This window comes from Microbacterium sp. LWO12-1.2, from assembly GCF_040675875.1.
Lineage (GTDB): Bacteria > Actinomycetota > Actinomycetes > Actinomycetales > Microbacteriaceae > Microbacterium.
Genome location: NZ_JBEGII010000001.1, coordinates 1,385,005 through 1,397,647, shown reverse-complemented (window position 1 = coordinate 1,397,647; position 12,643 = coordinate 1,385,005). Strand labels below are relative to the sequence as shown.

The following is a 12,643-nucleotide window of genomic DNA, read 5'->3' as shown; positions in this document are numbered from 1 at the left end:
TCGCCTCCGATCGCCTCCGCACGGCGTCCGGTTCGGGTCTGATGGAGTCATGCCAGCCGCTGCGACCGATGTCCCCACGCCAGCTCTCCTTCCGGGAGCGCATCGGGTGATCCGGGCGATCGAGTCGCACGAGGGACCTTTTGCCGGGGTGCTGGTCACGCGGGGGGACGCCGTGGCCGTCCGGGTCGACGCTGCGGAGCTGGCCGGGTGGGACGGGTGGAGGTTCGGAGGTTCGGAGCACGTGGTCGGGCCTCTCGACATCGTGCGGCGGGCGCAGGGGCATGACGCGCTGCTTCCGTGGTGCACGGAGCGGGTGTCGACGTTCGTCGGGCGTCGGACGGCCATGAGCGAGGGGCTGTCATCGGGAGAGTGCAGCACGTTGCTGGTGAGCCTGTTCCGGGCGCTGGAGGAACTCGGACGCGTGGAAGCCGTGGTGGACGCGTCGGGCACCTGGTGGCTGACCGACGATGGGAGGCCGGTGTTCGTTCTCGGCGAGGGGGAGGAGGCGCGCACCGGCGTCGCGGTGCTCGTCGCGCAGCTCGGGGAGAGTTGTGCGGACAAGACGCTGGGGCGTCTGCTGGACGTGGTGCAGGAGGGGCTGCGCACGAACCTCGAGCAGCAGCAGCGACGTGTGCCGCCGCTGCTGCTCGAGAAGTGGGAGGGCGAGGTGCTCGAGGTCGCGGCACCGCGGGCGCTTCGTCGGAAGGCGTTCGCTCCGGAGAGTGCGGCGATGGCCGCCAGCGCGGCGCTGCAGTGGGAATCCTCGCCGCCGGTGTCTCGTCGCGCGGGCCATGCCGCACGCGGCGAGCACCGGCAGCGTCGCACAGCGGGCGATCATGCCCGACGTCGATCGCCTGACATGCGGCTCGCTGAAGTGTTGGCAGGTGCGCTTCGATGGGCGCGAGGGCGCACCAGGAGCCCGCGTGCTCCGGTCGGCTCCGCACGCACGGAGCGATCGGCCGCGCCACGGCGAGATGCGCTCCGGTCCCGTCGTCGATCGCTCCTGGTGGCGACAGGGGCTGCGATCACAGTGCTGCTGACCGGGCTCCTGTGGCCGAGTGAGGTGACGAGCGGGGCCGCGGACGGCGCGGACAAGCCTGCCGACTCTGTCGACTGGTCGCAGACATCGGATACTGACCAGGAAGGCGCGGCAGACCCGCCACCTGCGGCAGGCTCTCGCGGGGTGACTCCCGACGCGCAACCTTCGACCGAGCCCTCGCCACCGGGCGCGCCGAACTCGGCACCGGAGGCAGAGAGCCCCGCGGACGCGGCTTCCTGGTTGCTGGAGGAGATCGGAAGGTGCGCGGATACCGGCGACGCCGTCTGCGCATCGGCGGTCGCAGATGGCTCGACTGCGGTGATCGCGTCGCTTGCTGATGGAGCGACGGAGTACTCGGATGTGGAGATCGTCGACGAGTACGGAGATGCCGCCGTCGTTCGGGCGACACGGGCGGAGACGGGGCACCCGGATTCTATGGACAGCGGGGAATCGGGCGTCGTACGGATGCTGGTGCTCGTTCGCGTCGACGAAAAATGGCTGGTCCGCGACGTGTATGACGTCGCGGACCAGCCAGAGTGATGCGGCGGATCAGGCGCCGAGCTGTGCGGAGAACTGAGCGGCCTCGAGGCGGGCCTTGACCGCGCCGAGGAAGCGAGCTGCGTCGGCACCGTCGATGATCCGGTGGTCGTACGAGAGTGCGAGGTACACGTACGAACGGATCGCGATCGCGTCGGAGCCGCCGACCTTCACGAGGCCGGGACGCTTGACTACCGTGCCGGTGCCGAGGATCGCCGACTGGGGCAGGAACACCACAGGAGTGTCGAACAGCGCGCCACGCGAACCCGTGTTGGTCAGCGTGAACGTGCCGCCCGCGAGCTCGTCGGGCTTCAGCTTGTTGTCACGCGTGCGGGCAGCCAGGTCGGCGATCTCGTGCGCGATCTGGGCGATGTTCTTCGATGCGGCATCGCGCAGCACGGGCGTGAGCAGACCGCGCTCGGTGTCGACCGCGATCGACACGTTCTCGGAGGCCGGGTAGACGATCTGGTCGTCCTTCACCGTCGCGTTGACGATCGGGAAGGCCTGCAGCGCCTCCGCTGTCGCGAGCGCGAAGAACGGGAGGAAGGAGAGCTTGTCGCCCGTCTTCTCCAAGAACGACGCCTTCACGCTGTCGCGGTAGTTCGCGAGATCCGTGACATCGACCTCGACCACCGTGGTCAGCTGAGCCGTCTGCTGCATCGAGGCGACCGCACGCTCGGCGAGTACCTTGCGCAGGCGGGACATCGGCTGGGTCGTGCCGCGCAGAGGCGAGACCTCGAGCGGAGCAGGAGCCGGAGCAGCGGGTGCACCTGCCGCAGGGGCGGCCGCGGCCGACTCAGCAGCCTTCAGCACGTCCTCCTTGCGGATGCGTCCACCAACGCCGGTGCCGGTGACCGATGCCAGGTCGACACCCTGCTGCGAAGCGAGACGACGCACCAGCGGGGTCACATACAGGTTGTCGCTCTCGGTCGGCAGCGCCAGTGCCGGAGCAGCAGGAGCCGGGGCAGCGGCAGGAGCCGGGGCAGCGGCAGGAGCCGGTGCAGCGGCGGGAGCCGGTGCCGGGGCAGCAGCGGCGGGAGCCGGTGCCGGGGCAGCAGCGGCAGGAGCCGCAGCAGGGGCCTCGGCCGCGGGGGCGGGGCTCGCCGGGGCGGCACCCGAGCCGACACGCGCCAGCACGGCGCCGACGGAGACGGTCTCGTCTTCCGCGGCGACGATCTCTTGCAGCACACCGGCGACCGGCGACGGGATCTCGGTGTCGACCTTGTCGGTCGAGATCTCGAGGAGTGCCTCGTCGACGGCGACAGTGTCGCCGATCTGCTTCAGCCAGCGGGTCACGGTGCCCTCGGTCACGCTCTCGCCGAGTTCGGGCAGAACGATGTCGGTCGCATCGCCGGCCGGTGCGGCTGCGGGAGCAGAGTCGGCTGCCGGAGCGGCTTCGGGGGCGGGGGCAGGTTCCGCGGCGGGCGCGGGTGCGGTCTCAGGCGCGGGCTCGGCAGCCGCCGGAGCATCCGCAGCAGGTGCCGCAGCGCTACCATCGCCGATGCGGGCGAGCAGAGCGCCGACCTCGACGGTTTCGTCCTCGGCGACGAGGATCTCCTCGATCACGCCGCTGACGGGGGAGGGGATCTCGGTGTCGACCTTGTCGGTCGAGATCTCCAGCAGGCCCTCGTCCGCCTGTACGGTGTCGCCCACCTGCTTGAGCCAGCGGGTGACCGTACCCTCTGTGACGCTCTCACCGAGAGCGGGGAGGATGACGGATGTGCTCATGACGGAGTCTCCTTCAGGAAGTGTGTTGACGCTTGTCTAGCTTAGTGACTCAGGCACCGGTTGGTGCTCAGAGGGCGTGCAGCGGCTTTCCGGCCAGGGCGAGGAAGGCCTCGCCGAGAGCTTCGCTCTGCGTGGGATGCGCGTGGATCAGCGGCGCGATGTCCTCGGGGTGAGCCTCCCACGCGACTGCGAGCTGCCCCTCGGTGATGAGTTCCCCGACCCGATCGCCCAACAGGTGGACACCGATCACTGGGCCGTCCTTGAGGCGAACGACCTTCACGAGGCCGGCGGTTCCGATGATCTCGCTCTTGCCGTTGCCGGCGAGGTTGTACTCGTACGCCGAGACGGCGTCGGCACCGTGCTCGGCGATCGCCGCGGCCTCTGTCACCCCGACGGACGCGACCTCGGGGCTGGAGTATGTCACCTTGGGGATCTGCAGGTCAGGGATGTTCACGGGGGTGAGGCCCGCGATCCGCTCCGCAACGGCGATGCCCTGCTGGAAACCGCGGTGTGCGAGCTGCAGACCGGGAACGATGTCACCGACGGCCCAGAGGCCGGGAACTCCGGTGCGCAGCTCATCGTCCACGGTCACGAAACCGCGGTCGAGCTTCACGCCGGCCTCTTCGAAACCGAGGTCAGCGGTGACCGGTCCGCGTCCCACCGCGACCAGCAGGTAGTCCGCCGAGAACTCCTTGCCGTCCTCGAGCGTGACGGTCACTGAGGAGTCGTCCTGGACCGCGCTCTGGAAGCGGATGCCGAGCGAGTACTGGATGCCGCGGCGGCGGAACGCGCGCTCGAGGCCCTTGCTGAGAGCGATGTCCTCGTTGGGGACGAGGTGCGGAAGCGCCTCGATGATCGTGACCTCGGAGCCGAAGGAACGCCAGACGCTGGCGAACTCGACGCCGATCACACCGCCGCCGAGGATGAGCACGCGCTCAGGGATGACGTCGAGTGCGAGTGCCTGCTCACTCGTGATGATCCGTCCGCCGATCTCGAGGCCGGGGAGCGTGCGGCTGTACGACCCCGTCGCCAGCACGACGTCCGTCCCCGCGTAGATGTCGTCGTCGACGCTCACCGTGCGGTCGGCGTTGAGGCGTCCCGTGCCGGCCACGGTGGTGATGCCGCGCGCCTTGACCAGGCCCTCGAGGCCCTTGAACTTCTTGGCGACGATTCCCTCGCGGTACGTGCGCACGCCGACGGGATCGATCCCGGTGAGAGCGGCGGTGACGCCGACCGATGCGGCATCGCGCACGTGGTCGGCGACCTCCGCCGCGTGCAACAGCGCCTTCGTCGGGATGCAGCCGCGGTGCAGGCAGGTGCCGCCGACCTTGTCCTTCTCGATCAGGGCGACGGACTTGCCGAGCTCACTGGCCCGGAGCGCCGCGGCGTACCCGCCGCTGCCGCCACCGAGGACGACGATGTCGAAGGTGTGTGTGGTCATGGGTCATGCCTCCGTGTGGGATGCGTGGGCGAAGGCGACGATCGATCGAACCATCGCCCCGGTCGGGCCCTTTTCGGTGAAGCCGTAGGGTGCGCTTCCGTGCTCGCCGGAACCGGCGATGTCGAGGTGGATCCAGGGGATGCGCGGTGCGCCATCCGCATCCGATACCCGTCCGATGAAACGCCGGAGGAAGAGCCCGGCGAAGGATGCGCCACCCGCGCGGTCGCCCATGTTCGCGTTGATGAGGTCCGCGATCGGCGAGTCGAGCGTGTCTTCCATGTACTCGGGCAGCGGCATGTGCCAGGCGAGTTCATCGGCCGATTCCGCCGCGGCCAGGAATTGGGCGACGGCCTCGTCGTCGCCCATCACGCCGGTGTGGCGGTGGCCGAGCGCCAGGATGATCGCTCCGGTCAGGGTGGCGACGTCGATGATCACGTCCGGGTGTTCGCGGCTCGCGGCGACGAGCCCGTCTGCGAGCACCAGGCGACCCTCCGCATCGGTGTTGAGGACCTCGACCGTGGTGCCGTCGAGCATGCGCAGCACATCGCCCGGCCGGGTCGCACGTCCTGACGGCATGTTGTCCGCGATGCAGAGCCAGGCCGTGACGCGCACGGGTAGTCCCAGCGTCGCGATGGCGCGCAGCGCGGCGAGGCTGGTCGCCGCACCCGCCATGTCGAACTTCATTCCGACCATGGACGCGGCCGGCTTGAGCGACAGTCCGCCCGTGTCGAAGGTGATGCCCTTGCCGACAAGTGCGATGTGGCGCGTGGCCTCGGCAGGGGAGTAGTCGAGGCGCACCAGGCGCGGCGGGCGGTCCGATCCCTGGCCGACGCCCAGGATGCCGCCGAAGCCCTGCTCTGCGAGGGCGACCTCGTCGAGGATCTCGACCGTGACGTCCAGATCGGCCACACTGTCGGCCGCGCTCTGCGCCAGCTGCGCGGGGCTCTGCCATTCGGCGGGGACCTGCACGAGGTCCTTGATGAGGGCAACAGCATCGCCGACGGCCTGGGCATGCGCGGCGGTCGCGTCGTCGATCTGCGCGTGCAGGATCACCGCGGACGCGCGCTTCTTGCCCTTGTCCGAGCGGTAGCCCTCGAAGCGGTGTCCGCCGAGGACGGCACCTTCCGCTGCAGCATCCGCGAACGACTCGAGCCCCGGCGCGAGCGCGAGGGCGATGGTGTCGAAGCCGGTGAACACCCGCAGTGCGGATCCGGCCGCGTTGCGAACGGAGACAGCCGTGGGAGAGGAGCCTGCGCCGACGACAGCGAAGGGAACGGGCGATACCTCCGGGGCGTGCACTCGTGCGAATGCGGACGCGGACCCGGTGAATCCGATTCCCGCGAGGATGTCAGCGAGACCGGGATAGCCGTCGAGCGCCGAAGCGGACTCCGAGATGTCGGGGACGACGAGCACTGCGGCATCTGCAGCGCTTCCGGGGAACTGATCGATGGTGTGCGAGAGCACGGGAAGCGTCATGCTTCCATCCTAGGGATCGCGGCGGTGCCCCGGGCACGAGCCGTCCTCCGCGTGTTCGCTCTCAGCATGACGCCGCCAACCCTCGTGGCGGGAGTGGCTCGTAGCATGGACACATGCCCTTCTCCGGACCCATCCATGAACGAGTCGCGAACGCACCGGCCGTGCCGCGCGGGTTGCCCCTGGTGGTGCTGCTGACCGGGTTCACCGATGCGGGCAGTGCCGTCTCCGGCCTCATCGATCACCTGCGCGAGACGACCTCGCCGCAGGCCGTCGTCGTGTTCGACAACGATGTGCTCCTCGACTACCGCGCCCGCCGTCCGGTGATCTCCTTCGATCAGGATCACCTGACGGAGTTCCGCCCGCAGCGGCTCGAACTGTCGCTCGCCACCGATGCTCTCGGACAGCCCTTCCTCCTGCTTGCCGGCTACGAGCCGGACTTCGCCTGGAACGCCTTCGCGGCCACGGTGCTGGAACTCGCCACCGAGTTCGAGGTCTCGGGCCTCAACTGGGTGCACTCGATCGCGATGCCGGTCCCGCACACTCGTCCGATCGGCACGACGGTCAGCGGGAACCGCCGCGAACTGAACGTCGCGCACTCCGTCTGGCGTCCACGCACGCAGGTGCCGGCAACGGCCGGTCACCTCCTCGAGTTCCGCTTCGCAGAGCGCGGCGACCGCGCGGTGGGCTTTGTACTGCTGGTTCCGCACTACCTCGCCGAGACCGAGAACCCCGATGCTGTGATCACCGCTGCTGAGCGCCTCATGGCCTCGACGGGGCTCGTGCTGGTGCTCGACGCTGTCCAGGAACGACGTGACGACTACCTCGCGCGTGTCGATGAGCAGGTGCTCGGCAATGACGAGCTTCAGCAGATGGTGCTCAACCTGGAGCGTCGCTACGACGCCTACATGGCCGGCCGCAATCCCGACGACGGTTCGTATGACGAGGGCGGGTTCAGCGAACGCGATCTTCCCAGCGCCGACGAACTGGCTGCAGAGCTGGAGCGCTACCTTGCTTCCCGGCCCACGGGTGACGAGGACAAACCGGGGAGGGCGTGACTCGATTCGGGCGAACTTCGCCGGAATGCGCCCGCATCGCCACACGTGTGCGATACTAGGACTCTGACCCGTTGTCAATCGTTCCTTTCCCGGAGCGGACTTGACAAGGGTCTTACTAGTGTCCGAAATGTCCCGGGGCGGTCCGCAGCCCCGTGAAAGGCGAAACGTGACTCCTGCCACGACAAACAAATCCCGGACGACGAAGAAGGCCGCTGACGAGACCGCGACCGAGGCTCCGGTTGAGACGAAGGATGCGGCTGAGAAGCCTGCGCCGCTGAGCGCAGCGAAGCGCGCAGCTGCCAAGCGTGCGCCCGCGAAGAAGAAGAAGGCCGACGACATCGTCGAAGACGATGAGGCGCCCGCCGCCGACGCGGTCGACGAGGACGACGAAGACAGCAAGCCGAAGTTCACCGAGCCGCTTCCCACCGGTGCGATCGTCATCACCTCGAGCGATGAGGACGACGTCCCCGTCTACTCCTCGCAGATCACTGGCGCCACCGCCGACCCGGTCAAGGACTATCTGAAGCAGATCGGAAAGGTCGCTCTGCTGAACGCGGCCGAAGAGGTCGAGCTCGCGATGCGTATCGAGGCGGGGCTTTTCGCCGAGGAGAAGCTGTCGACGATGACCGCCGCCGAGAAGGCCGGCCAGCTCGGACTCGATCTGCAGTGGGTCGCCCGTGACGGGCAGCGCGCGAAGAGCCACCTGCTCGGAGCGAACCTCCGTCTGGTCGTGTCGCTCGCGAAGCGCTACACGGGTCGCGGCATGCAGTTCCTCGACCTCATCCAGGAGGGAAACCTGGGTCTCATCCGTGCGGTCGAGAAGTTCGACTACACCAAGGGATTCAAGTTCTCGACCTACGCGACGTGGTGGATCCGTCAGGCGATCACGCGTGCGATGGCCGACCAGGCCCGCACCATCCGCATCCCGGTGCACATGGTCGAGGTCATCAACAAGCTCGCCCGCGTGCAGCGTCAGATGCTCCAGGACCTGGGTCGCGAACCCACGCCGGAAGAGCTCAGCCGTGAACTCGACATGACGCCCGAGAAGGTCGTCGAGGTGCAGAAGTACGGCCGCGAGCCGATCTCGCTGCACACCCCGCTCGGTGAAGACGGAGACAGCGAATTCGGTGACCTCATCGAGGACACCGAGGCGGTCGTCCCGGCCGATGCCGTGGGCTTCACGATGCTGCAGCGTCAGCTCGAGCAGCTGCTCGACTCGCTCTCCGAGCGCGAGGCCGGCGTGATCCGCATGCGCTTCGGCCTCGGTGACGGTCAGCCCAAGACGCTCGACCAGATCGGCGACACGTTCGGCGTGACCCGCGAGCGGATCCGTCAGATCGAGTCGAAGACCATGGCCAAGCTGCGGCACCCGAGCCGTTCGCAGTCGCTGCGGGACTACCTCGAGTGATGCAGGCGAACGAGGGCAAGGCGCTCGAGACCAGCGTCGACGGGAAGAACTACGCGCGGATTCCGCTGCGCACGCGTGTCGTGATGCCGGATGACGACCTCGATGCGGTCATCACCGAGTATGCGAAGGACGCCGTGCAGCCGGGTGACCTGCTGTTCGTGACCGAGAAGATCGTGGCGATCACTCAGGGGCGGTCGTACCGTCTCGACGAGATCAAGCCGCGCAAGCTCGCTCTGTTCCTCTCCAAGTACGTCACCCGCACGCCCTACGGCATCGGGCTCGGCATGCCGGAGACGATGGAGATGGCGTTGCGGGAGTGCGGCACGCCGCGCATCCTGTTCGCGTCCGCCGTCGCGGCGGTGACCAAGGCGTTCGGTCGTCGTGGCGACTTCTACCGCATCGCTGGTGACAAGGCGCGCGCCATCGACGGTCCGACCAAGCACACCATCCCTCCGTACAACGAGGCGGTCGTGCTCGGACCGAAGGACCCCGACGGTGTCGCCGCACGTCTGAAGACGCTGATCGGCGGCCAGGCCGAGGTGGCAGTGGTCGACATCAACGACCTCGGCGGTAACATCCTCGGATCGACGCTCGACAAGGACGGCGAGCGTCGTCTCGTCAAGATCCTCGGCGACAACCCGCTCGGCCAGGGCCTCGAGTCCACGCCGCTCGGCATCGTCCGCGCGATCTGACCCGTTCACCGCACAGAAGAAGGCCCTGGATGCTCGGCATCCGGGGCCTTCTTCGTAGGAGTCTCAGAAGCCGATGACCTCGCGGTAGCGCGGCTTGTGTCCCGTGCGGATGCCGGTGACGCTCGGCTTGTTCTCATACACGCCTGCGCCCCAGTTGCCCTCGACCAGTACCGGACCGTCAGGGGAGACGACGATGTCCCATCCCACGTACTGCACCTGGGGAACGACCCGCGCGACCTGATCGATGAAGGCGCGGACCTCGTCCATGTAGGGGAGCTGGAAGTCGGCGATCGGGAACCCGGTATCGGGGTGCTTCTCGTGCACGTGACCGTGCGAGTCGTACCCGGCGCCCACTGAGCGACCGTTCTCGTCGAGCATCGTGTAGAAGCCGCCGAAGGTCATCTGGTCGCTGACCGCGCCGCGCCCGAACTTCTGCGCCATCGCCAGGATGTGCGCCTTCTCACCGTCGAAGAAAGCGGTGATGCGCGTCGTGTTCACCGTCCCAGGGCAGACCGCGGCGAGGGCGTCGTGCTGCCGGATGACCTCTTCGATCAGCAGCTCACCGCGGGCGAGGAGCCCGCGGTGGAACTCGGCCCAGTCGTCGACGTCCGCCGCGTGGTAGCGGTGTACGCCGGTTCCGGCCTGGCCGACCGGCTCTTTGGTCACGATCGTGCCGAGCCGCTGTGCGAACTCGCGCACGGCCTCAGCGTTGCCCTCCTCGACGACCATCCACTCGCGGTGGAGGTGCACCGAGAACTGCTTGTCGAACTCCACCTTGTCCTGGAAGATCCAGCGGAAGTCCGGGTGATCGTAGCGCTGCGAGAGCTGGTTGGAGACAGGGTGGGTCATATAGGTCTCGCGCTCGGCGCGGGTGAGCATCGCGAAGTCGTAGTCGATGTAGTCCTGGAATCCGACGTTGTGTCGCGCGGCGGACCACAGCATGTCGACGACGATCGCGGGCACCGCTTTGTGGTGCTGCTCGGAGGCCTCTTTGGCGCGCTCCACGACCGATCCGACGTCGATGCGACGTGCGCGTCCGATCAGATAGCGAACGCGGGGCGCGAGGGAAAGACGTGACATTGTGCTCCGAAGGTTGGGGGTCCCATCCAGTCTACGGGTGGCTTCGGAGGGAACCTGAGCGCACGGAAGCTAGGGTGGAAGACGTGTCCGACACGACTTCCAGCGCCCGAACGCACGCGGTGATCTCACGCTCCGCACTGGCGGCGGCAGCAGATTCCGCCGTGCAGAACGGAGGAAAGGTCGCCGATCTTCGTCGTGATGCCTGGGGTCACGGGGTGTTGTCCGTCGCTCACGCCGTCATCGCCGCCGGCGCGAGCCGTGTGCTGGTCGACTCCGCAGGAGAGATCGACGCGCTCGGTCTCGAAGGCATCGTCGGAACCACCGAAGGCGTCGCCGACATCGACCCGGTCCTGCTCTACGGGCTGCCCGCCGGCAGCAACTCCTCCGCTCCTCGACCCGTCATGAGGCTCGTCGGGCGTGTCCTCTCGACGAAGCGCCTGCGCGCCGGCGATGCGGTCTCCTACGGCTACACCCACCGTGCTCCGGTGGATACGAACGTCGCGCTCGTCACCGGCGGATACGCACAGGGGATCGTCCGCGCGCTGGGCAATCGTGCGCGCGTCGAGATCGGCGGCGCGGAGCGACCGATCATCGGCCGTGTCGCGATGGACGTGTGCGTGGTGGATCTCGAAGGCACCGACGTTCCGGTCGGCACCGAGGTCACCTTCTTCGGCGGGGAGGGTCCGGCCGTGCGCAACCTGTCGCACTGGGCCGAGGTCACCGGGCTCTCCGCTGCGGAGCTCATCACGGTCGCCGGCGCGCATGCCGTCAGGGAGTGGGAAGCATGAGTCGCCCAGAGCTGCGCATCAGCGCGCCTCTGTTCCGCGCGAACATCGCGGCGGTCAGGGAGCGGATCGCCCCATCCGCGCTCATGCTGGTCGTCAAGGACGACGCGTACGGGCATGGGCTCCCGTGGGTCGTGGAGGCGGCGGATGCCGCTGGAGTCGAATGGTTCGGCAGTTACGACGTGCGCAGTGCGCTCGATGTGCGTCGTGTCGGCGGCGGTGCCGTGCGGGTGTTCGCCTGGGCCACGTCGACGGACATCGAGATCGACGACGCGCTCGTGCAGAGCGTCGACCTGGGTGTCGGCACCGCGGAGTACCTGCGTCGGATCATCGCGCGTGCTGACGCGCTCGGGGTCGTGGCCAGGGTGCACCTCAAGATCGACACCGGCCTTCATCGCAACGGCGTGCTCCGCGAGGACTGGGATGACGTCGTGGCAGAGGCCCGCGCCGCCGAGGCGGCAGGACTGCTGGAGCTCGTCGGCGTCTGGAGCCACATCGCCGAAGCGAGCGACGCCGAGGATGACGAGGCGCAGGCGGTCTTCCTCGACGCGGTGCGCGTGGTGGAGCTCAGCGGATCAGCTCCCGCGCTGCAGCACCTCACGGCGTCAGCGGCATCGTGGTGGCGTCCCGAACTGCGCGGCACGCTGTCGCGGATCGGAGCCTTCTGCTACGGCGTGCGGTCTGCGGACGGTCCGGAGCTTGACGGCATCCGTCCCATCGCATCGCTGGTCGCGTCGGTGAGCGGGATCGTCGAGGGGGAGGCGGTCATCGACATCGGCAGCTTCGACGGACTGCCCTCGACCCTCGCGGGGGCTCCGGTGGGAACATCGGCTGGTGCCCGTGAGCTGCGTCAGATCGATCACACGACCTCGGTCGTGCAGGGATGGCCGGGAATGGCCATCGGCGATGAAGTCCACCTGTTCGGGGCCGGTGACCGCGGAGAGGTCAGCGCGACCACTCTCGCGGAACGCATCGACACGGTCGGTGAGGAGATCCTCACGCGACTCAGTGTCCGTGTGCGACGGGTCGTCGTCGACTGAGTCAGGCGGCGACCCGTCGTCGGTCATCCGTGACGGATGGCGTCGGAGGGATCCGTTGAGCGGATCGGACCTCAGACCGCGTCGACCAGTCGAGCGGTCTCGTCGTGCCAGCTGGTCGCGATGGTGCGGAGCTTCTCTTCGTACTTGCGGCCGTGGTGGGCGCAGAAGAGGAGCTCGGAACCGTTGACCTCGGCTGCGATGTACGCCTGAGCGCCGCAGGAGTCGCAACGGTCTGCTGCGGTCAAGCGGAACTCGACGGTAGAGGTCTCACGTTCGGTTGTTGCGTTCATCTCGGTGCCTCCTCGGGTGTCGGGTTCGCTGTGGAGCGTGCTCAATACAACCACGCGGATGCTGGGCACATG

Annotated in this window: 11 protein-coding genes; 6 read left to right on the top strand and 5 right to left on the bottom strand. The window is 68.1% G+C overall.

All coding sequences use genetic code 11. From position 1 onward, the window contains the following. Window positions 1-49: 49 nt before the first annotated feature. A complete protein-coding gene (locus tag MRBLWO12_RS06625; protein WP_363553860.1) occupies window positions 50-1,579 on the top strand; it encodes a hypothetical protein in 1,530 nt (509 codons plus the stop codon). Window positions 1,580-1,588: 9 nt separating this feature from the next. Here MRBLWO12_RS06625 and sucB read toward each other — a convergent pair whose 3' ends face one another. From sucB to MRBLWO12_RS06610, 3 genes are all read right to left on the bottom strand, one after another. Further along, on the bottom strand, window positions 1,589-3,304 hold the full coding sequence (gene sucB / locus MRBLWO12_RS06620; protein WP_363553858.1) for a 2-oxoglutarate dehydrogenase, E2 component, dihydrolipoamide succinyltransferase: 1,716 nt from the start codon (window positions 3,302-3,304) through the stop codon (window positions 1,589-1,591). Between the two features lie 67 nt (window positions 3,305-3,371). Further along, complete coding sequence (gene lpdA, locus MRBLWO12_RS06615) at window positions 3,372-4,745, bottom strand: dihydrolipoyl dehydrogenase (protein WP_363553856.1); 1,374 nt, start codon at window positions 4,743-4,745, stop codon at window positions 3,372-3,374. A 3-nt stretch (window positions 4,746-4,748) separates the two neighbouring features. Beyond that, complete coding sequence (locus tag MRBLWO12_RS06610; RefSeq protein WP_363553854.1) at window positions 4,749-6,221, bottom strand: leucyl aminopeptidase; 1,473 nt, start codon at window positions 6,219-6,221, stop codon at window positions 4,749-4,751. Window positions 6,222-6,334: 113 nt separating this feature from the next. Here MRBLWO12_RS06610 and MRBLWO12_RS06605 point away from each other — a divergent pair, with 113 nt between their 5' ends. The 3 genes from MRBLWO12_RS06605 (at window position 6,335) to MRBLWO12_RS06595 (ending at window position 9,376) form a co-directional block, all read left to right on the top strand. Continuing rightward, complete coding sequence (locus MRBLWO12_RS06605) at window positions 6,335-7,276, top strand: proteasome assembly chaperone family protein (protein WP_363553852.1); 942 nt, start codon at window positions 6,335-6,337, stop codon at window positions 7,274-7,276. Window positions 7,277-7,442: 166 nt separating this feature from the next. Then, window positions 7,443-8,684, top strand: a complete 1,242-nt coding sequence (locus tag MRBLWO12_RS06600) for an RNA polymerase sigma factor (protein ID WP_363553850.1) — start codon at window positions 7,443-7,445, stop codon at window positions 8,682-8,684. Then, window positions 8,684-9,376, top strand: coding sequence for a coenzyme F420-0:L-glutamate ligase (locus MRBLWO12_RS06595; protein ID WP_363553848.1), 693 nt, complete (start codon window positions 8,684-8,686; stop codon window positions 9,374-9,376). The genes MRBLWO12_RS06600 and MRBLWO12_RS06595 overlap by 1 nt, the downstream gene beginning before the upstream one ends. A gap of 63 nt (window positions 9,377-9,439) precedes the next feature. Here MRBLWO12_RS06595 and MRBLWO12_RS06590 read toward each other — a convergent pair whose 3' ends face one another. Beyond that, window positions 9,440-10,456, bottom strand: coding sequence for a sugar-transfer associated ATP-grasp domain-containing protein (locus MRBLWO12_RS06590; RefSeq protein ID WP_363553846.1), 1,017 nt, complete (start codon window positions 10,454-10,456; stop codon window positions 9,440-9,442). Window positions 10,457-10,539: 83 nt separating this feature from the next. Between MRBLWO12_RS06590 and MRBLWO12_RS06585 the strand changes: the two genes are divergently transcribed. Beyond that, on the top strand, window positions 10,540-11,244 hold the full coding sequence (locus MRBLWO12_RS06585; RefSeq protein WP_363553844.1) for an alanine racemase: 705 nt from the start codon (window positions 10,540-10,542) through the stop codon (window positions 11,242-11,244). Further along, window positions 11,241-12,281, top strand: a complete 1,041-nt coding sequence (locus MRBLWO12_RS06580) for an alanine racemase (protein ID WP_363553842.1) — start codon at window positions 11,241-11,243, stop codon at window positions 12,279-12,281. Before MRBLWO12_RS06585 ends, MRBLWO12_RS06580 begins: the two co-directional genes overlap by 4 nt. Before the next feature lie 71 nt (window positions 12,282-12,352). On the opposite strand, the gene MRBLWO12_RS06575 is transcribed toward MRBLWO12_RS06580, so the two are convergent. Beyond that, window positions 12,353-12,571 (bottom strand): DUF7455 domain-containing protein, encoded by a 219-nt coding sequence (locus MRBLWO12_RS06575; protein WP_141871909.1) that lies wholly within the window; start codon window positions 12,569-12,571, stop codon window positions 12,353-12,355. Window positions 12,572-12,643: the final 72 nt, after the last annotated feature.